At 69.2% G+C, this 18036-nt stretch carries 27 protein-coding genes; 13 read left to right on the forward strand and 14 right to left on the reverse strand.

Going from position 1 to position 18036, the window contains the following annotated elements:
• Window positions 1–2 precede the first annotated feature (2 nt).
• Complete coding sequence (locus ABXS86_RS06940) at window positions 3–1454, forward strand: NCS2 family permease (protein ID WP_307209457.1); 1452 nt, start codon at window positions 3–5, stop codon at window positions 1452–1454.
• A gap of 495 nt (window positions 1455–1949) precedes the next feature.
• Here the strand turns inward: ABXS86_RS06940 and sucD are convergent, their stop codons facing one another.
• The 4 genes from sucD to ABXS86_RS06960 form a co-directional block, all read right to left on the reverse strand.
• The gene (gene sucD, locus ABXS86_RS06945) at window positions 1950–2852 is read right to left on the reverse strand and encodes a succinate--CoA ligase subunit alpha (protein ID WP_353666046.1); all 903 of its coding nucleotides are present in this window, start codon (window positions 2850–2852) and stop codon (window positions 1950–1952) included.
• A gap of 35 nt (window positions 2853–2887) precedes the next feature.
• Window positions 2888–4051, reverse strand: coding sequence for an ADP-forming succinate--CoA ligase subunit beta (gene sucC / locus ABXS86_RS06950; RefSeq protein ID WP_251504791.1), 1164 nt, complete (start codon window positions 4049–4051; stop codon window positions 2888–2890).
• Window positions 4052–4540: 489 nt separating this feature from the next.
• Window positions 4541–4735 (reverse strand): hypothetical protein, encoded by a 195-nt coding sequence (locus tag ABXS86_RS06955; protein ID WP_144829200.1) that lies wholly within the window; start codon window positions 4733–4735, stop codon window positions 4541–4543.
• Window positions 4736–4788: 53 nt separating this feature from the next.
• Window positions 4789–5181, reverse strand: a complete 393-nt coding sequence (locus ABXS86_RS06960) for a VOC family protein (RefSeq protein WP_353666047.1) — start codon at window positions 5179–5181, stop codon at window positions 4789–4791.
• Window positions 5182–5234: 53 nt separating this feature from the next.
• On the opposite strand from ABXS86_RS06960, the gene ABXS86_RS06965 reads away from it, so the two are divergent.
• The gene (locus tag ABXS86_RS06965) at window positions 5235–5642 is read left to right on the forward strand and encodes a RidA family protein (protein WP_353666048.1); all 408 of its coding nucleotides are present in this window, start codon (window positions 5235–5237) and stop codon (window positions 5640–5642) included.
• A 9-nt stretch (window positions 5643–5651) separates the two neighbouring features.
• Here the strand turns inward: ABXS86_RS06965 and ABXS86_RS06970 are convergent, their stop codons facing one another.
• From ABXS86_RS06970 to ABXS86_RS06980, 3 genes are read right to left on the reverse strand one after another with little or no spacing between them, the layout of a single operon-like run.
• On the reverse strand, window positions 5652–6059 hold the full coding sequence (locus tag ABXS86_RS06970; RefSeq protein ID WP_353666049.1) for an ASCH domain-containing protein: 408 nt from the start codon (window positions 6057–6059) through the stop codon (window positions 5652–5654).
• Window positions 6059–6661: a DNA-binding response regulator gene (locus ABXS86_RS06975; protein WP_154096107.1), complete on the reverse strand. Its 603-nt coding sequence runs from the start codon at window positions 6659–6661 to the stop codon at window positions 6059–6061. Before ABXS86_RS06975 ends, ABXS86_RS06970 begins: the two co-directional genes overlap by 1 nt.
• Window positions 6658–7821, reverse strand: a complete 1164-nt coding sequence (locus tag ABXS86_RS06980) for a sensor histidine kinase (RefSeq protein ID WP_353666050.1) — start codon at window positions 7819–7821, stop codon at window positions 6658–6660. The genes ABXS86_RS06975 and ABXS86_RS06980 overlap by 4 nt, the downstream gene beginning before the upstream one ends.
• A 152-nt stretch (window positions 7822–7973) precedes the next feature.
• Here ABXS86_RS06980 and ABXS86_RS06985 point away from each other — a divergent pair, with 152 nt between their 5' ends.
• Window positions 7974–8474, forward strand: a complete 501-nt coding sequence (locus ABXS86_RS06985) for a small multidrug efflux protein (RefSeq protein WP_353666051.1) — start codon at window positions 7974–7976, stop codon at window positions 8472–8474.
• A 43-nt stretch (window positions 8475–8517) separates the two neighbouring features.
• On the opposite strand, the gene ABXS86_RS06990 is transcribed toward ABXS86_RS06985, so the two are convergent.
• Window positions 8518–9072, reverse strand: a complete 555-nt coding sequence (locus ABXS86_RS06990) for an RBBP9/YdeN family alpha/beta hydrolase (RefSeq protein ID WP_353666052.1) — start codon at window positions 9070–9072, stop codon at window positions 8518–8520.
• Window positions 9073–9213: 141 nt separating this feature from the next.
• Here ABXS86_RS06990 and ABXS86_RS06995 point away from each other — a divergent pair, with 141 nt between their 5' ends.
• Window positions 9214–9645 carry an Lrp/AsnC family transcriptional regulator gene (locus ABXS86_RS06995; RefSeq protein ID WP_353666053.1) on the forward strand — a complete coding sequence of 144 codons (432 nt, stop codon included), beginning with the start codon at window positions 9214–9216 and terminating at the stop codon, window positions 9643–9645.
• Window positions 9646–9668: 23 nt separating this feature from the next.
• Here ABXS86_RS06995 and ABXS86_RS07000 read toward each other — a convergent pair whose 3' ends face one another.
• Window positions 9669–10268 (reverse strand): hypothetical protein, encoded by a 600-nt coding sequence (locus tag ABXS86_RS07000; protein ID WP_353666054.1) that lies wholly within the window; start codon window positions 10266–10268, stop codon window positions 9669–9671.
• Window positions 10269–10344: 76 nt separating this feature from the next.
• Here ABXS86_RS07000 and ABXS86_RS07005 point away from each other — a divergent pair, with 76 nt between their 5' ends.
• The 3 genes from ABXS86_RS07005 to ABXS86_RS07015 all read left to right on the forward strand — a co-directional run bounded on the left by ABXS86_RS07005 (window position 10345) and on the right by ABXS86_RS07015 (window position 11945).
• The gene (locus ABXS86_RS07005) at window positions 10345–10710 is read left to right on the forward strand and encodes a hypothetical protein (protein ID WP_353666055.1); all 366 of its coding nucleotides are present in this window, start codon (window positions 10345–10347) and stop codon (window positions 10708–10710) included.
• 131 nt (window positions 10711–10841) lie between these two features.
• Window positions 10842–11423, forward strand: coding sequence for a helix-turn-helix domain-containing protein (locus tag ABXS86_RS07010; protein ID WP_353666056.1), 582 nt, complete (start codon window positions 10842–10844; stop codon window positions 11421–11423).
• Window positions 11424–11462: 39 nt separating this feature from the next.
• The gene (locus ABXS86_RS07015) at window positions 11463–11945 is read left to right on the forward strand and encodes a hypothetical protein (protein ID WP_353666057.1); all 483 of its coding nucleotides are present in this window, start codon (window positions 11463–11465) and stop codon (window positions 11943–11945) included.
• Between the two features lie 97 nt (window positions 11946–12042).
• Here the strand turns inward: ABXS86_RS07015 and ABXS86_RS07020 are convergent, their stop codons facing one another.
• From ABXS86_RS07020 to ABXS86_RS07030, 3 genes are all read right to left on the reverse strand, one after another.
• Complete coding sequence (locus ABXS86_RS07020; RefSeq protein WP_353666058.1) at window positions 12043–12525, reverse strand: nucleoside deaminase; 483 nt, start codon at window positions 12523–12525, stop codon at window positions 12043–12045.
• Entirely contained in the window at window positions 12522–12848 is a 327-nt protein-coding gene (locus tag ABXS86_RS07025; RefSeq protein WP_353666059.1) for a putative quinol monooxygenase, read from the reverse strand. Before ABXS86_RS07025 ends, ABXS86_RS07020 begins: the two co-directional genes overlap by 4 nt.
• Window positions 12849–12978: 130 nt before the next feature.
• Window positions 12979–13251: a hypothetical protein gene (locus ABXS86_RS07030; protein WP_353666060.1), complete on the reverse strand. Its 273-nt coding sequence runs from the start codon at window positions 13249–13251 to the stop codon at window positions 12979–12981.
• Between the two features lie 200 nt (window positions 13252–13451).
• Between ABXS86_RS07030 and ABXS86_RS07035 the strand changes: the two genes are divergently transcribed.
• The 4 genes from ABXS86_RS07035 (at window position 13452) to ABXS86_RS07050 (ending at window position 15695) form a co-directional block, all read left to right on the forward strand.
• On the forward strand, window positions 13452–13811 hold the full coding sequence (locus ABXS86_RS07035; RefSeq protein WP_307209422.1) for a hypothetical protein: 360 nt from the start codon (window positions 13452–13454) through the stop codon (window positions 13809–13811).
• Window positions 13808–14041: a DUF1653 domain-containing protein gene (locus tag ABXS86_RS07040; RefSeq protein ID WP_353666061.1), complete on the forward strand. Its 234-nt coding sequence runs from the start codon at window positions 13808–13810 to the stop codon at window positions 14039–14041. The genes ABXS86_RS07035 and ABXS86_RS07040 overlap by 4 nt, the downstream gene beginning before the upstream one ends.
• 129 nt (window positions 14042–14170) lie before the next feature.
• On the forward strand, window positions 14171–14878 hold the full coding sequence (locus ABXS86_RS07045) for a histidine phosphatase family protein (protein WP_353666062.1): 708 nt from the start codon (window positions 14171–14173) through the stop codon (window positions 14876–14878).
• Window positions 14871–15695, forward strand: a complete 825-nt coding sequence (locus ABXS86_RS07050; protein ID WP_353666063.1) for an NAD(P)H-hydrate dehydratase — start codon at window positions 14871–14873, stop codon at window positions 15693–15695. Before ABXS86_RS07045 ends, ABXS86_RS07050 begins: the two co-directional genes overlap by 8 nt.
• Here ABXS86_RS07050 and ABXS86_RS07055 read toward each other — a convergent pair.
• Window positions 15683–16441, reverse strand: coding sequence for an alpha/beta fold hydrolase (locus tag ABXS86_RS07055; RefSeq protein ID WP_353666064.1), 759 nt, complete (start codon window positions 16439–16441; stop codon window positions 15683–15685). The genes ABXS86_RS07050 and ABXS86_RS07055 overlap by 13 nt on opposite strands.
• A 121-nt stretch (window positions 16442–16562) precedes the next feature.
• Between ABXS86_RS07055 and ABXS86_RS07060 the strand changes: the two genes are divergently transcribed.
• Both ABXS86_RS07060 and ABXS86_RS07065 read left to right on the forward strand, forming a co-directional pair.
• On the forward strand, window positions 16563–17165 hold the full coding sequence (locus tag ABXS86_RS07060) for a hypothetical protein (RefSeq protein WP_353666065.1): 603 nt from the start codon (window positions 16563–16565) through the stop codon (window positions 17163–17165).
• Window positions 17166–17309: 144 nt separating this feature from the next.
• Window positions 17310–17702 (forward strand): aldehyde dehydrogenase, encoded by a 393-nt coding sequence (locus ABXS86_RS07065; protein ID WP_295824610.1) that lies wholly within the window; start codon window positions 17310–17312, stop codon window positions 17700–17702.
• A 47-nt stretch (window positions 17703–17749) separates the two neighbouring features.
• Here the strand turns inward: ABXS86_RS07065 and ABXS86_RS07070 are convergent, their stop codons facing one another.
• The gene (locus tag ABXS86_RS07070; protein ID WP_353666066.1) at window positions 17750–18007 is read right to left on the reverse strand and encodes a nuclease; all 258 of its coding nucleotides are present in this window, start codon (window positions 18005–18007) and stop codon (window positions 17750–17752) included.
• Window positions 18008–18036: the final 29 nt, after the last annotated feature.

The raw sequence follows: 18036 nt of genomic DNA on the forward strand, positions 1-18036 counted from the left end.
TCATGAGCGCTTCTGCTCCCGAGACCACGACCGTTCCCGCCCCGAAGAACCGTCTCGACAAGTTCTTCGAGATCACCGCGCGCGGCTCGACCGTCGGCGCGGAGGTCCGCGGCGGCGTGGTCACCTTCGTGACGATGGCCTACATCGTCATCCTCAACCCGATCATCCTGTCGGGCACGCCCGACGTCGCCGGCAACGCCCTCGGCTTCACGCAAGTCGCCGCGGTCACCGCGCTCACCGCGGGTGTCATGACGATGCTCTTCGGCCTCGTGACCCGGCTGCCGTTCGCCTTCGCCGCTGGCCTGGGCATCAACTCGTTCCTCGCGGTCGGCATCGTGGGCGAGGTCACCTGGCCCGAGGCCATGGGACTCGTCGTCATCAACGGCCTGATCATCGTGCTGCTCGCCGTCACGGGCCTGCGCCGAATGATCTTCGAGGCCGTGCCCCTCGCGCTGAAGACGGCGATCACCGTCGGCATCGGCCTGTTCATCGCCTTCATCGGCTTCGTCGACAGCGGCCTGGTCACCTCCACCGGCCTCAGCTCTCCCCCGGTGGGCCTCGGCGTCGGCGGTTCGATCGCCACGATCCCGACCGCCCTCTTCGTGCTGACCCTCGTCATCACCGCCGTCCTCCTCGTGCGCAAGGTCAAGGCCGCGCTGCTGATCGGTCTGCTCTCGGGCACCGTCATCGCCGTGATCGTCGAGGCGGTCGCGGGTCTCGGCGCGAAGGCCGACGGCAACGCCGGCGGCTGGGGCCTGACCGTGCCGACCCTCCCCGCGCAGTGGGTCAGCCTTCCCGACCTCTCCCTCGTCGGCCAGGTCGACCTGGCCGGATCGTTCGGCCGCATCGGCATCCTCGCCGCCCTCATGCTGGTGTTCACGCTCGTGTTCACGAACTTCTTCGACGCGATGGGCACCATGACCGGCCTCTCGCGCGAGGCGGGACTCGCGGCCCCCGACGGCACCTTCCCCCGCCTGCGCTCGGCGCTGGTGATCGAGGGCATCGGCGCCGTCGCCGGAGGCGCGACCTCGTCGTCGTCGAACACGGTGTTCATCGAGTCGGGCTCCGGCATCGGCGAGGGCGCCCGCACGGGCCTCGCCAACGTCGTGACCGGCGGGCTGTTCCTGCTGGCGATGTTCTTCACGCCCCTGACCAGCATCGTGCCGAGCGAGATCGCCGCCGCGGCGCTGGTCATCGTCGGTGCGCTGATGATGGCGCAGATCCGCCACGTCGACCTCTCCGACCTGTCGGTGCTGATCCCCGTGTTCCTCACGGTCACGGTCATGCCGCTGACCTACTCGATCGCCAACGGCATCGGTGCGGGCTTCGTCAGCTGGGTGCTGATCCAGGCACTGTCGGGTCGCGCGCGTCGGATCAGCCCGCTGCTGTGGATCGTCGCCGCCGGCTTCGTGGTCTTCTTCGCCCGCGGCCCGGTCGAGGCCCTGCTCGGCTGAGGTCCGATTCCCCTCGGAGGGGTCCGGATGCCACGGCATCCGGGCCCCTTTCCGTCGCTGCCGCACGGCCCGGCCGCCCGCGCCGCGCCGCGCCGCCGCCGCCCCGCGCCGCGCGCGGCGGAGCGAGCGAGCCGTAGACCGAAGACGCGCACCCGTTCGCCGAGACCGCACTCGTTTCCCGCCCGTCCGATACGTCCTCGACGATCGTGTACGTCCTCACCCGGTCCACCCCGCCCCGCCCGCGCCGCCACCCCCGCAGCGCCGCCCCGGCGAAGCGCCGCGTCTCGCCATCCGTCGCCCCCGACCCGCCGCCCCCGAAAACGCACCCGTTCGCCGAGATCGCACCCGTTTCCCGCCCATCCGATGCGTCCTCGGCAATCGAATGCGTTTTCGCGCCCGCCCCGGCCGCCCGCGCGCCCGCGCCGGCCGCGCCGGCCGCGCCGGACACGCGAAAGGGCCCGGATGCCATGGCATCCGGGCCCGAAGAGCGAAGCGTCAGAGCGCTTCGATGATCTCGCGCATCAGGGCGGCAGCCTCGGACGGCGTCTTGCCGACCTTGACGCCGGCGGCCTCGAGGGCCTCCTTCTTCGCCTGAGCGGTACCGGCCGAGCCCGAAACGATGGCGCCGGCGTGGCCCATGGTCTTGCCCTCGGGAGCGGTGAAGCCGGCGACGTAGCCGACGACCGGCTTGGTGACGTTGGCCTTGATGAAGTCGGCGGCGCGCTCTTCGGCGTCTCCACCGATCTCACCGATCATGACGATGGCCTTGGTCTCGGGGTCGGCCTCGAACGCCGCGAGGGCGTCGATGTGCGTGGTGCCGATGACCGGGTCGCCGCCGATGCCGATGGCGGTCGAGAAGCCGAGGTCGCGCAGCTCGAACATCATCTGGTAGGTCAGGGTGCCCGACTTCGACACGAGGCCGATGGGTCCCTTGCCGGTGATGTTCGCGGGCGTGATGCCCACGAGCGCCTCGCCGGGCGTGATGATGCCGGGGCAGTTCGGGCCGATGATGCGGGTCTTCTCGCCCTTGGCCTTCGAGTACGCCCACGCCTCGGCGGTGTCGCCGACGGGCACGCCCTCGGTGATCACCACGAGCAGGGGGATCTCGGCGTCGATGGCCTCGACCATCGCGTCCTTGGTGAAGGCCGGGGGCACGAACGCGATCGACACGTCGGCGCCGGTCTCGCGGATGGCCTCTTCGACCGACGCGAAGACGGGCAGCTCGACGTCGTTGCCCGACGCGTCCTTGTGCGAGACCGTGGTGCCGGCCTTGCGGGCGTTCACGCCACCGACGACCTGGGTGCCGGCCTTGAGCATGAGGGCGGTGTGCTTGGTGCCCTCACCGCCGGTGATGCCCTGGACGATGACCCTGGAGTCCTTGTTGAGGTAGATAGACATGTTCTCTTTATCCGGTCCCTGAGCTTGTCGAAGGGTTACGCGTTGGCCAGTTCGGCGGCCTTGTCGGCACCCTCGTCCATACCGGCGGCGAGGGTGACGAGCGGGTGGTTGGCGGCGGCGAGGATCTGGCGACCCTCTTCGACCTGGTTGCCGTCGAGGCGCACGACGAGCGGCTTGGTGGCGGTGTCACCGAGGATCTCGAGGGCCTTGACGATGCCCTCGGCCACGGCGACGCACGAGGTGATGCCACCGAAGACGTTCACGAAGACGCTCTTGACCTGCTCGTCGCCGAGGATGACGTCGAGGCCGGCGGCCATGACGGTCGCCGAGGCGCCGCCGCCGATGTCGAGGAAGTTGGCGGGCTTGACGCCGTTGTGCTTCTCGCCGGCGTACGCGACGACGTCGAGGGTCGACATGACCAGGCCCGCGCCGTTGCCGATGATGCCGACCTGACCGTCGAGCTTGACGTAATTGAGGTCGTGCTGCTTGGCCTTGGCCTCGAGCGGGTCGGCGGCGTCCTTGTCTTCGAGCGCCTCGTGGTCGGGGTGGCGGAAGCCGGCGTTCTCGTCGAGCGAGACCTTGCCGTCGAGGGCGATGATGTCGCCGTCTTCGCTCTGGATGAGGGGGTTCACCTCGACGAGCGTGGCGTCCTCGCCCTTGTAGACGTTGAAGAGCTTGACGAAGACGTCGGCCACCTTGGGGGCCAGCTCGTCGTCGAACTTCGCGGCCTTGGCGATCTCGAGGGCCTTCTCGGGCGTGATGCCCTCGATCGGGTCGACCTCGATGCGCGCGAGCGCCTCGGGACGCTCGACGGCGAGCTCCTCGATCTCCATGCCGCCTTCGACGCTCGAGAGCGAGAGGTAGGAACGGTTGGCACGGTCGAGCAGCACCGAGAAGTAGAACTCCTTGGCGATGCGGGCGCCGGCGGCGACCATGACGCGCTTGACGACGTGACCCTTGATGTCGAGGCCGAGGATGGCCTGGGCCGCCTCGAACGCCTCGTCGGGGTTCTTCGCGACCTTCACGCCGCCGGCCTTGCCGCGGCCTCCGGTCTTGACCTGAGCCTTGACGACGACGACACCGCCGAGCTTCTCCGCGGCCGCCTTCGCCTCCTCAGGGGTGTCGGCGATGATGCCGGCGAGTACCGGCACCTCGTACTTTTCGAACAGATCACGTGCCTGGTACTCGTAGAGATCCACGGACAATCCTTCGCTGGGCGATCGGTGGTGGGAGGAGGCGAACTCTCTCGATATCAAGAGATCTTCGCCAGTCGACAACCCTACTAGACGGGGCTGGAGACCCCCGACCCTTGCCCCTTCGATGGGAGGGGGTTCCCGGATGCCGCCGTGCCCGGCAGGGCGATCCCTGAGAGGTTCGAGGCACGCATTCTCGTGGTCGTCTGTACGCGCTGGGGCTGTTGGCCACCATGAGCGCACTTGCAGTGACCGCCTGCGGCTCGGCCGACTCCTCAGGCGCCAGAGTTCGATCGCCGACGCCAGAGCGCGTGGCCGGCGTAATGCCCAGGGTCGGCAACATGGTCGCCGCCGCGGTCGTCGGCGACCCCGCCCGATGTCGATGCCGCGGTCGAGAACGCGCAGCAGTACGACGCGACGATCGATTTTGCGCTCACGTGCCCGCCCGCGTCGTGATCTGAGCCGCCTGCTCGCACCGCTTCGGCGGGCGTCGGCTCACTTCTTCGGACGCACCACGAACCACGCGATGACCGCGCCGATGATCCCGAGGAACAGGCCGATCGAGATGCCAAATCCGACCCCGATCGAGGGCACGAGCAGCCCGATGAGCGGCCCGGCGATGATGCCGACGACCACCCCGATGATCACGTACCGCGCCAGCCCCGCGTCCCCCGCTGCGTTGTCCGCCATGCCCCGACCGTAGCGACGCCGGCGGGCGGGAGGCAGAGCTTGACGGATGCCGCTCACCCCGGGTTGTGCATGAATTCGATGCGGATGCCGTCGGAGTCTTCGACGAACGACGCGTAGTACGTCGGCGTGAACCGGGGATACTCCTTGGGTTCGCGCACGGCCGTCCACCCGGCATCCAGCGCCAGAGCGTGCATGCGGTCGACCTCGGCACGCGAGGCGACGGCGAACGCGAGGTGCTGCCAGCCGACCCGCCCGTGTTCGTGGGGGCCGGATGCCGTATCTCGGGCTGGCAGCACGATGAACTCGGTCTCGCCTTCGGCGTACCACGAGGCCCCGTTGCCGCCATCCGTGCGCTCGAGCCCGAGAGCGGTAAGGATCGGATCGAACTGCGCGATCGCGCGATCGACGTCGGAGACGCTGACACTCAGGTGATCGAAGAGAGGCATGCGCCTAGTCTGGCGAGGACCTCCGACATCGCCACCTCCGGGAGCCTCGAACCATGCCGTCCGTCGTGACCCTCATCCGTTCCGCGTCGCTGTCGGATGCCGCCGAGTACGCCTACGCCGCCACCGCTCCAGCGAACGCCCGCCTGATCTTCCTCGCCGGCTCGTGCCCGTTGAGCGCCGACGGCTCGACCGCCGGCGTCGGCGACTACGCGGCGCAGGCCGCGAGCTGCATCGAGAACATGACGATCGCCCTGCGCGAGGCCGGCGCGACGATCACCGACGTGATCAGCACGCGCGTGCTCGTGGCATCCACTCGCCAGGCCGATCTCGTCGCGGCGTGGGAGGTCGTGCGCGACGCATTCGGCGACCACGACGTGCCGAGCACGCTGATGGGCGTCACCGTCCTCGGCTACGACGACCAGTTGGTCGAGATCGAGGCGGTCGCCGCCGTCGTCGACTGACCGCGGGCGTCAGCCCACGACGGCGAACCGCTCCAGCACCACCCGCGTGTCGTCGTCGATGGCGAAGTCCGCTCCCAGCTCGTCGCGCATCGCGTCCGACGTCCAGAACCGCACGTGACCGTCGCGCCACTGCGCGACCGACGCGTAGCCCTCCCCCTCGGCCAGGACATGAGGGAGGGGAACGTCCCGCAGGGCCACGACCTCGACCGCGGTCGTCTCGATGACGCACACCGGCTCACCGAAAGAGTCGATCACCACGCCCCGCTCGCCGACGGCGGGGAACGGGTCGCCGGCGACGGTGTACTCCTGCTCCAGCGAGCTCGTCGCTGTCTTCTCGCCCGCGCAGATCGCCGCGACGATGCGGTCGCGACCGGGCCCGGGGAACATGAACTCGATCGGCGCCAGCTCGTCCTCCATCAGATCCATCCCCGCTCGCGCGCGTGGATCGTCGCCTGCTGCCTGCTCGCGAGCCCGAGCTTGCCGAGCACCGACGACACGTGGTTGCGCACCGTCCCCGCCGACAGGTGAAGGGATGCCGCGATCTCGGCGACCGTCTCTCCCCGAGCTCCCGCGCGCAGCACGTCGAGCTCGCGGTCAGTGAGAGGGCTGCGCTCGTCGCTCAGCGCGTCGGCGGCGATCTCGGGGTCGACGTAGCGCCGCCCGGCCGCGACCTCGCGGATCACCGCCGCCACGTCATCCGCGGGCCTCGACTTGGGCAGGAACCCGTCGACCCCCGCACCGAGCGCGCGTCGCAGAACGCCGGGTCGCGCGTGACGCGTGACGATCACGCAGCGCGAGGCGACGCTGCGCAGGATCTTCGCGGCCGTGTCGACCCCGTCGAGTCCGGGCATCTCGAGATCGAGCAGGCACACGTCGGGCTTCAGCCGCTGCGCCTCGGTCACGGCGCTTTCGCCGTCGCGGCATTCGGCCACGACCTCGAGGTCGTCCTCCAGCCGCAGCAATGCGGCGAGCGCTGTGCGGATCATGTCTTCGTCGTCGGCGATGAGCACGCGGATCATGCGGCAACCTCCTCGGGCACTCGAACCGTCACGCGGAAGCGGTCGCCGAGCCGTGTGGCATCCACCGTCCCTCCCACCGATCCCACGCGTTCGGCGATGCCCGACAGCCCCGCCCCGTCGCCGACGGGAGACGCGGCACCCCGCGAGTCGTTCTCGACGACCAGCACCCAGGCGCCCTCGTGGCGGGCGAGCGAGAGCGAGGCCGAGACCCCGCCGCCGTGCTTGAGCACGTTCGTCGTCGATTCGCGTACGACCGGCCCGAGCACGTCGGCCGGCGCCCGATCGGCCTCGGCGTCGACCAGCAGATCGACGGTCAGCCCTGCCGCGCGCAGCAGGTCGGCGGCGTTGGCGAGTTCGTCGGGCAGGGGCACTCCGCGGAACCGCGCGGCCAGATCCCGCGTGCCGCGGCGGGCTTCGTCGACGCTCGCGCGAGCCGCGCGCACCTGTTCGACCGCGGCATCCGGATCCCTCCCCATCATCTTCTCGGCGAGCTCGAGCTGCAGCGCGATCACCTGCAAGTGGTGGCCCTGCAGGTCGTGCAGGTCGCCGGCGAGGCGCAGGCGCTCTTGCGCGGCGGCGAGACGCCCCTCGGCGCGGCGCGCGCGGTCGAGTTCACGCACGATGTCCCACCACCACAGCGAGGTCGCGGTCAGGGGCGCGAGCATCGCGACGAACATCGGCAGGGCGAAGCCGCTGACCTCGTATCCGTCGGGGTGGATGCGCGTGGCATCCACGAACCAGGCCGCCGCGATCACGGCGAGCAGCAGCACGACAAGACGCAGCCGGATGCCGTGCCTCCAGCGCACGAGACACAGCGCCTGCGCGGCGAAGCCGACGCCGAGCAGCAGCGATCCGGCGCTGACGCCCATGAGCACCGCCGAGACGACGCCGAGGGCGACGAGCGGCCACGCACGACGGCGGATCGCGTCCTCGCCATCGTCGAGCGGCTCACGGCGGTAGCGGACGAGCAGCAGAACACCGGATGCCAGCGACCCGGCCACCCCGACGAGGTTGAGCACGAATGCCGGCACGGTGCCGTCGACGAAGACGGTGAGCGACCAGATGAGAGCCGCGAACAGGTGGAGGAACAGGATCGACGACGCCGTGTACCACCAGGTGACGCGCACGTCGCGGGCGTAGGTGGCGGTGGAGGTGCTCACCCCGGCCACTGTACGGCCGTGACATTCGTCACGGGTGGCCCGTCGCATCCTCCCGTGCAGTCATGACACCGCGACACTGCCGCAGAACGGCGCGGATCGATGGGATGGAATCACCGCGGAACACGCCGCGGACTCATCCCCCAGGAGAACTCATGTCGAACCCCGTCAGCGATCTCGTCCTCGGTTTCCAGGACCTCGTCTCCGATGTGCCCGAGTTCGTCCAGCCGCTGATCGTCGCCCTGGCCGGCGCCGTGCCCTTCATCGAGGGCGAGGGAGCCGCCGCGATCGGCATCATCGGCGGCATCCACCCCGTCGTCGCGGCGATCGCCGGCGCCGTGGGCAACCTCATCTGCGTGGCCATCGTCGTGCTCGCCACCGCGCGCGTGCGCACCGCCGTCACCACCCGCCGCGGAGCCGCCGCGAAGCCTCCGACCGCGCGCCGCGAGAAGTTCGAGAAGGCCTACCACCGCTACGGAACCCCCGGTGTGAGCCTGCTCGGCCCCCTGCTCCTGCCGACGCAGTTCACCGCCGCCGCCCTCACCTCGACCGGTGTGCCCCCGCTGCGCGTGATCGCCTGGCAGGCCGCGGCGATCGTGCTGTGGACGACGGTGATTACCCTGCTCATCACGGGCGTCATCCGCGCGGTGGCGTGAGGTCTGGGCCGGGGCACCGCGCGGGGAGATCGCGGGGCCTCGGTCAGTCGTCGGCGAACGCCCGGTCGAGCACGTCCCGGCCCATCCGCCACTCTCCGAGACCGCTCGCCGCGTTGAGATGGCCGAGGTCACCCGCGACGACGAAGTCGCTGCCCCACCCGCGCGCGAAGCCCTCCGCGATTCCGAGAGTGCAGTACGGATCGTTCGCGCTGGCCACGACCACGCTGGGGCAGGGCAGGGGCCGCACGTCGATGCCCGTGAAGCTCCCAGCCTCTTCGACGGGAAACGCGTCGCCCGTCGGGTCCGGCGGCGCCACGATGAGCACCCCTCGCGGAGAGCGACCACTCGCTTCCTGCAGCCACCGTGCTACCGCCCAGCATCCGAGGCTGTGCGCGATCAGAACGACATCGTCTACGCGCCGCTCGAGGGCTGCCACCGCCTGATCGATCGATGCGACCCAGTTCTCGAGATCCGGCTGCGACCACGAGTTCGGCTCGATCCGGACGGCGATCTCACCGCCCCACCGGCGCTCCCACCGGGTCTGCCAGTGCGCGTCGTCCGATCCTCCGATGCCGGGGACCATCACATATCCGATCACGTTCTTCCTTTGCATCCGCGTTTCAGATCACCCCGCAGCGGGGGCTTTCGGATCGAGCATGATGGGATCATCACCGGAGTGCGAGCGCAGCAAGCGATCCCTAAGCGGGAGGACCGAAACGCGATGGAACCATTGGACCGAGTGGACCGCCGGATTCTCGAGTTACTGCAAGACGACGGGCGACTCACCGGCGCCGAGGTGGGTCGCAGGGTCGGCTTGTCGCAGCCGGCGGCCAGCGCCCGCATCGCGCGGCTCGAGAAAACGGGCGTCATCTCCGGGTATCGCGCCGTCGTCGACGCAGCCGTCCTGGGCCTGAACATCCGCGCCGTCATCCGCCTGCGCACCACCCACGCGCAACTCGGCCCCGCATTGCAACTGGCGTCACAGATGGAGGAGGTCACGTCGACTCTGCGAGTGACGGGTGAGGACTGTCTGATCTTCGACGTGCACTGCGTCGACGCAGCACGGTTGGAAAGGGTCGTCGATTCGCTCGCGCGTTTCGGCCCGGTCACCACCTCGCTGGTGCTGCGTGAGTACCCCTCGAAGCCCCTTACGTCCGGAGCTGCCGACTAGCTCGCAACCGCCGTTGCGCGCGCTTAGGACGAGGGCGGCGTGTGCGCGGGGTCGTCGTCTCGGCTCGCGACAGCGCGAGCCTCACCTGGCCGCAAGTCGGTCCCCTCGGCGATCGCTTCGCGTCTCGCGAGCTCTTCGCGGATGACCGCGCTCTTGCGCAGACTGCGCGGGGTGGTGACGACGGAAACGACGAGCATCACGACGAAGAACGCCGCGGCCAGGCCCCAGTACGGGCTTCGCGTGATCGTGAGCGAGAGCGCAACAAGGGTCATCAAGCCGAAAGCGACCGGATTCAGCCACAGTGCGCGCTGAAGCTGCTGATGACGCCTTTCGATGATGGACCGCCATGCGACCACATCGATGTGGTCAGGAAGTCGTCCCGTCTTGAGCGCCCGCCTGATGCGCTCCAGTTCACCGGCCCCGCCGGCGTCGCGTCGCGCACGTCTGGTGAGGAAGATGAACGCCACCGTCATCCCCACGCCGAAAATGACCGTTCCGACGAGGCCCACCACGAGAGGCCGATCCGGGGCTCCCACCTGCCCGCCGGCGAGATAGACACCGCTGATGAGGACGAAGTAAATCGGGGCGAGAACCCACAACGGCAACATCCGGAATCTGCGCATGAGCGATGGTCTCAGCCCGCACAGAAGTGAGGGGCGGGCCTGCTGTTCTGTCGCGGCGGGCGCTAGGTTGTCGCGCGTGGGTGGAGATCAGTGGGGTGCCGGCGACGTTCTCCTGCTCGTCCTCAGCTCGGCTATCGCCGTCGTGTTCCCGATCGTGATGCGTCGCAAGCTCGCCACGCCCGAACTTCTTCGCGACCGCGTCATGTTCTCGCCCGGCGGAGAGGTCGTCGCCTGGGCCGTCGGGCTCACCTGTTACGCGATCATCTCCGGGCTCTCCTTCGCTTTACTGGCCCTGCGCGATCCATTGCTCTGGGGAGTCGTGGCTATATCGATCAGCCTGCTCGTGTGCGTCGCCTGGTACGTCATCCTGTATCGGCGCACGATCCGCGAAATGGAGCGAGAGCTTATGTCTCGCGACTCGTCGCATCCAGACACCGAGTGACGCCCCGACCGTCAACCTGTTCGGCATCTCGTCACGACCAGCCCCATGGTCCGGGGGGAGGCCCCGACATCGCGGAGGCCACGTACCCTGAGGGCCTCTCCTGTTATCGTTTAAGAGAACAGGAGGTCGAAATGGGCATCGTGAACACTCTTCGCAGGGCGCGCCGACGCTCCGGCGCAAGCCTTCGAAGCGTGGCATCGCTATCGGGGGTGGGGGCCGGCAATCTCAGTGCGATCGAGAACGGCCACCGCGAGCCGACCTCGTCGACTGTGGATCGGCTCGCCTCGACTATGGGGATCGAATGGGTTCCCTTCCACGCCGAAGGACGCACGCCCGCCGCGAGCGCCGCCGATGAGATCACCCGTGCCGAGAACGACGGCAGGCATGCGCAGGCCTATCGCCGCTTCCTTCAGTTGGCCGACGATCTCGCTTCCGCCGATCCGGTGACACGGGTGCTGCTCTCAGCGGAGCCGCCAGACGACTCCCCCTCTCGCTGGCTGGACGCGATCGCCGCTGTCGTGGAATTGCGCTTGCACGAGGTTCGCGCTCCGATCCCTTCATGGGTCACCGGCTACTCCGGTCAGCCGGATGCCGTGTGGGAGCCTCAGCGCGGTTCACGCGCTCTTCTCCTGGCTGCGGATCGCGAGCAGGTTCCTGCTGAATTCCTTCAGCGGGGCGTGGCAATCGAGCAAGGAGAACTTCACAGTTTGTGACCGCCGTCCTCCTCACAAGACGGGGAGCGTCCACCCCGCATGCTGACCCGCGATGACATCATCGACGGGATCCGCGAGATCATCGTTCGCCTGAGGGCGGCCGACAAGAACGCGTCCATGCAGATCGTCGGCGGAGCAGCCATCGCTCTGACGATCGACGAAGCCCGCCCGATGACCGTGGACGTCGATGGTCCGATCACACCATCCGAAGATGTCATGGCTGCAGCCGCCTCCATCGCGCGCGAGCGAGGCTGGCCCGCCGACTGGGTCAACGACCGCGCGGGGATATTCCTCCCCGATGGAATGGGGCGAAGCGCCGAATGGGTGACCCTTTACGACCAGGACGGAATCATCGTCCAAGCGGCATCGCCCGCGACGCTTCTCGCCATGAAACTTCGCGCCTTCGAGAGACGGGGGCTGCGCGACGCTGACGACGTCGCCACACTCCTCGCCATTCTCGGAATCCGGACCGCCGAAGAGGCTGAGAACCTGCTCAATGACTTTTCCCAGCTGAGGACCTGACACCACGGACATTCGCGCGAGTGGAGCAGATTCTGGCCTCCGGCCCGCTCCAAATGCCTCGCCGACCTCCTCTCCCCGATTTCTCCTGAGCCCCCGCTCAGCCCCAGAACCCGCGGTGCGGCTCCGCCGCCTCGTCCTCGAGGTGCGGCCCCGACACCGCGATCGCCCGCCCGCCGTGCGCGAAGACCTCTCGCGAGGGCAGGTCCAGGGCCGCGCCGTCGTCCTCTCCCCCGGCGATGTCGATGAGTCCCGTGCCCGACAGGGCGTACACGACACGGCCGATGCCCGCCCAGAAGATCGCCCCGCAGCACATGGCGCAGGGTTCGCACGACGTGAACAGAGTGGATGCCGGCAGCTCAGCGACATCCACCTCCTTCCACACCTGTCGCACGAGGTTCGTCTCGGCGTGACCCGTGACGTCGCGGTCGGTGAGCACGGTGTTCTCGGCCTCGATCACGCGGCCGTCGCCCGTGACGAGCAGGGCACCGAACGGGTGGTTGCCGTGCTCGCGCGCCGCGATCGACAGGTCGATGGCGCGGCGGAGGCGGGCGAGGTCGGTCGCGTCGAGTGAGTCGGTCATGCAGTCGATGATGGTGGATCAATGTTTCCGGCGGTGGACACGAAGTGCCGCAGTTCGAGCGGACGCGCCAAGAACCGCTCCTCCTCGGGAAACGTCACCGGGCTCGTGCGCCATTCCCGCCCCGCGTAGCCTTCGAGCGCGACCTCGTCGGCCCAGACGCTGACGTATAGAACGCGTCGCGCATCCCCGTCGTCGACCAGCACCTCGTGCCGCAACATTCCCGGATGCCGCGACGGAAATGACGACACGAGCTCGACCAGCCGTTCGACGAACTCGTCCTCGACGCCGTCCCGCAAGTGGGCTTCGGATACGCGCACGATCATGCACCCGACGCTACGAACCCCGCGACACCGCCGCCGCACGATGCGTGCCACATTCCGCCGCATGAACGACAGGGGGCGGATGCCGGGGGCTCCCGCGATCAGCTCACGCGGTTACGCTCGCGCGTCAGGGTCACTCCCGGCGATCCGGCAGGTCGCGCGGGCGGCCGTCGTCGCCCTCCCCCGTCAGTACGGACCCGTACACGGCGGGAAGGTCCGTCGAGGTGGACGGCGTCCATCCGTAGGCCGCGGACTCCGCCGCTCCCGCGTCCATCAGCGGACGCAGCGCGGATCGCAGAGCCTCGCGCCCTCGCCGCCGACGAACCAACGCGATCGTGAGCCGCACGACGATGCCGACCGCGATGGCAGCCCAGAACACGTACTCGATCCATCCGAATGCGCCCATGCGTGGCCTCCCGTGTCGCCGCGGTGCGTGGGAGGGCCGACGATACCCGCTCGCGTTCCGGCGAGAAAGAGACGGCGTCACCAGCTCGGTCGAAATAGCCCCGGCCATCGCCGACGCGGTCAACGGCGAAGCGCGCGGCGTCTGAGCGGCGGATCGACGCCCGGCGACCGCGCCGAAGGCCCGCCGTCTAGGCTCGACACATGACCTGCACCGCTCGCCCCACCTACGACGAGATCTACGAGTGGGTCACCGACTACGAGAAGCACGACAGCGTCGCCCACGCGACGGTGCACGTCCTCCGCCAGGAAGATCCCGAGCACCTCAACTCGGGCATGGTCGCGGTCCACCTCAACCACGGTCCCGCGTCGATCTCGTTGAACGTCGACTGCGAGCGCATGTGGACGGCGGCTCTCTCGGAACGCTCCGGTGAGTTCCCCCTCTCGGGTGGCAACCTCGTCGCCCTCGGCGAGGAGCTGTACACTACGGGCAAGCTCTGCGAGTACCTGCAGGCGCGCACCGACGGAGCCCCCGACTCCGCGCCCGAGGCCGCGCTGCGGTGACGCACGACGACGCGGCGCCGGTCGAGATCGAACCCGGCGTCTACGAACACTTCAAGGGCATGCGCTACGAAGTGTTCGGCACGGCGAGACACTCCGAGACCGAAGAGGTCTTCGTGTCGTACCGCACGCTCTACGGCGACCACTCGTTCTGGGTGCGCCCGATCGCGATGTTCACCGAGCACGTCGAACGCGACGACTATTCGGGCCCCCGGTTCCGTCGCGTCGAGTAGCGCGCCTCGACGGATCCCGGATGCCGCGGAGCCCTGGCTCCACGACGTCACCGCTTCGGCCTGCGCCGACGCATAACCGCCCTGTCAACGCCCGTGCGCTCACGCGATCAGCCGACCTACCGTGCCGCCATGGCAGTGACTCGACTCTGGCTCGTCCGGCATGGTGAAAGCGAAGGCAACGTCGCCGCTTCGAGAGCGGAACGCGAGGGATCCCCGGTGATCGCGCTCGACGAGCGCGATGCCGACGTCGAGCTCTCCCCCACCGGCCGCGAGCAGGCCGAGGCCCTGCGCACCTGGGTGGCGTCGCTCGATGCCCCGATCGACGAGTACTGGGTGTCGCCGTACCTTCGCGCACGGCAGACCCTCTCCCTCGCGGTCGGCGACGACCGGCCCGCGCTGGTCGACGAGAGGCTGCGAGACCGGGAGCTCGGCATCCTGGACCTGCTCACCTGGAAGGGCGTCGAAGAGCTCCACCCCGAAGAGGCCGCGCGCCGGCGACACCTCGGCAAGTACTACCACCGGCCACCGGGCGGAGAGTCGTGGGCCGACGTCGCGCTCCGGCTCCGCTCGTTCCTCGGCGAGGCGCTCGACCGTCCGGGCCCGACGGTCCTGATGGTCGCGCATGACGCCGTCATCATGTTGATCCTGCACGTGCTGCTTCCCCTCGACGAGCCGGAGCTCATGGCCTTCGCCGCGACCCACACCGTTCGCAACGCGTCGGTGACCGAGCTCGTCCGCGACGACGAGGGCTGGAAGCTCGTGACCTTCTCGGCAGTCGATCATTTGAAGACCGAGGGCGCCGACGTCACCGTGCACGGAGGAGAAGACGATGCCTGAACCCGTCACCCTCCAGCTTCTGCGCGAGTGGGGCGTGCCCGATGCCGACGGCTCGAAGAAGTCGCGCGGCCAGGTCGTCGTGGTGGGCGGGTCGCGACGGTCGCCCGGCGCTCCCCTGCTCTCCGCCGAGGCCGCGATGCGCGTCGGTGCGGGTCGCGTCGGTATCGCCGTGCCGTCCGCGATCGCCCCGCAGCTCGGTCCGGCCATGCCCGAGGCCGGCATCTACGAGCTGCCGGTCGGCTCCGATCCGGTCGACGACGCCCTGCGCTCCGGACTCGAGTCGGCGGATGCCGTGCTCCTCGGCCCCGGTTTCGATGATCCGGATGCCACCCGCGCGGCCCTTCACTCGGTATCCGACGCCGAGGTGGGCCGGCTCGTTCTCGATGCGTTCGCGCTCGGCATCCTGCCCTCGTTCGACCGTGACCTGCTGCCCGACGACCTGCTGATCAACGCCAACGAAGAAGAAGCCGAGCTGCTGCTCGAGCGCGACCTCGGCGACGACCGCGCGGCCGACATCGTCGAGATCGCGCGCCACTACCGCGCCGTCGTGCATTGCTTCGGCACCGTCGCCACCCCCGACGGCCGCTGCTGGCAGGCGGAGCCGGGCGGATCGGGCCTGGGCACCGCGGGCAGCGGCGACGTGTTGTCAGGCGCGATCACCGGCTTCGCCGCCCTGGGGATGGATGCCGAGCGGGCGGCTGTCTGGGGCGGGTGGACCCACGCTCGGGCGGGCGACCGGCTGCAGGAGCGGGTCGGCATCGGCTTCCTCGCGCGCGACCTCATGCCCGAGCTGACGGCCGTGGTTCACGAGAGCTGAGGCAGCGCTCCTGCGAACGCGCGGATGCGCTCGGCCGACTCGTGCGACGCAGTGAACTGCGCGAGGTGGTGATGGCCAGGGATCGCCGAGACCTCCGCCGTGGCGGCTCGCGCGCCGAGCCGGTCCGCCCACGACTGCTGAGCGATCGGATCGGCGCCTCCGCGCAGCACGAGCAGCGGAACGTCGAGCAGTCCGACGCGATCCTCGATCGGATACCGCAGCATGTGCCGCACCTGGCGCGCGTACCAGATCGGTCCGCACCGCACGTAGTCGGTGAACACGATCATGTTCGGCCGGGGCGGCTCGAGCGCCGAGTCTCGCGCCAGCAACGCCGCCTGCCAGAGCAATCCGCGACGTCGACTGTCGGTCACCGGCCCGAACACCACCACCCCGCGCGCGAGGTCGGGGCGTCTGATCGCCAGCTCGACCACCCACTGGCTCCCCATCGAGTGCCCGACGAGCACCGCGTCGCTCACGCCCAGCTCGCCGAGCACGACGCCGAGGGCGTCGGCGATGATCCGGATGCCGGAACCGCGCCCCGGCTTCGGCAGGCCACCGAAACCGGGAAGGTCGATCGAGTGCACCTCGGCATCCGTCGACAACTCCTCGTGCAGGGGCTTCAGATAGCGGTGCGACATGCCGATGCCGTGGATGAGCACGTACACCGGCCGCCCCGGTCGCCGGGTCGAGAACGAGCGGAAGGGGAGATCCCCGACGGTGTGGTCGGCGGTGTCGAGGTGGGGCACGGGGGCCACCGTACGTCGGCCGGTGTCGGCGCAGGCGAGGGTTGCGGACACTCCCCCGTCGGCGACACGACCACCCCTCGGGTGCGTCCGGTGCCGACGGACCGCGTGGGAGAGTGACGACGTGAAACTGTATTCCGACTTCGCCGCGCAGCGCGCACGTCAGATGACCGCCGACGTGGTCGCCCTCGCGCTCATCGCGATCAGCATCGCCACCGGCATCGTGGTGTTCTCGACGGTGAACCAGCTCGCGCAGTTCGGGGTGCAGATGCAGAACGCGGGCACCGACTTCCGCACGTCGATGACCGACGTCGGCACGCGACTCGGCGGGGTCCCCTTCATCGGCGAGGGGATCAGCGCCCCGTTCAGCACGGCGAGCTCCGCGGGCGACACCCTGGCGGCTGCCGGCCAGACCCAGCAAGACCTCGTTCTGCAAGCGGCCATCGCGCTCGGGGTGGGCGTCGCGGCCCTCCCCATCCTCATCGTCCTGCTGGTGTGGCTCATCCCGCGCCTGCGCTTCATCTCACGCGCCACGCGCACCCGCGCGCTCATGCGGGCCGGGCTCAACACCGACCTTCTCGCGCTCCGCGCACTCACCCATCAGAAGGCGGGCGTCATCGCGAAGATCGCTCCGGATGCCGTGGGCGCGTGGCGCCGTAGCGAGCCTGAGGTCATGCAGCGCCTGGCCGGACTCGAGCTGAGGTCCGTCGGCATCCGGGTTCGATAGCAACGACGAGGGTCGCTGAGCAACCCGCTGAGAGCCCTGTCGCACCTGCGCCTCTCGCGCGTAGCATCGCCGGTACGCCGGAGTCCCTCCGCGGCATCCGGTCCCTCCGAACCGACGAGAACACGGGAGATCTAGATGGACACGATGGCGATGATGAAGTCGATGGACATGGGCGAGATGACCATGGACATGGATGCCATGCAGGAATGCATGCAGTCTCTGAACGCGTGCGCGATGGCCGCGGCCATGTGCGCCGGCAGCGACATGATGCACGGCGCCGAGATGGCCACGTGCTGCGCCATGTGCTCGAACATGGTCGAGATGGCTCAGGCGACGATGCACATGATGATGCGTCCGGCCGGCATGAACATGGACGTGATGAGCGCCATGATGACCGCCTGCATGACCATGGGCAAGGCGTGCGCCGCCGAGTGCCGCGCGCACGGCGACATGGACGAAATGTGCCGCTACTGCGCCATGGCCTGCGACGACATGGTCATGAAGTGCGAGGCCATGATGGCCTCGATGACCGCCTGAGTTCTCTTCTTCGCGCGGCCGCTGACGTTTCGTCGGCGGCCGCTCGGCTATGCGGCGCGCGCGGTCGTGATGATCGCCGACGCGCTGAGCAGCTCGGCGACCGGGTGGTACGCCACCGGCTCCCCCACCGCGATGTCGACGGCCGGGCCGACGATCCGCAGCTGCACCGTGCTGCCGTTCAACAGCGCGACCGTCGCGGTCGAGCCGTTGGCCTCGATGACGAGGCCGTCCCACCACGCAGACGGGTTCGAGGCTGCCATGCAGCGCTGGATCGGGTGGACTGTCGACGAGATCGTGCGGGACATGGCTTCACCTGCCTTCGGAGTGGTTGGTG

Source organism: Microbacterium sp. che218 (genome assembly GCF_040436305.1).
Classification (GTDB): Bacteria; Actinomycetota; Actinomycetes; order Actinomycetales; family Microbacteriaceae; genus Microbacterium; species Microbacterium algihabitans.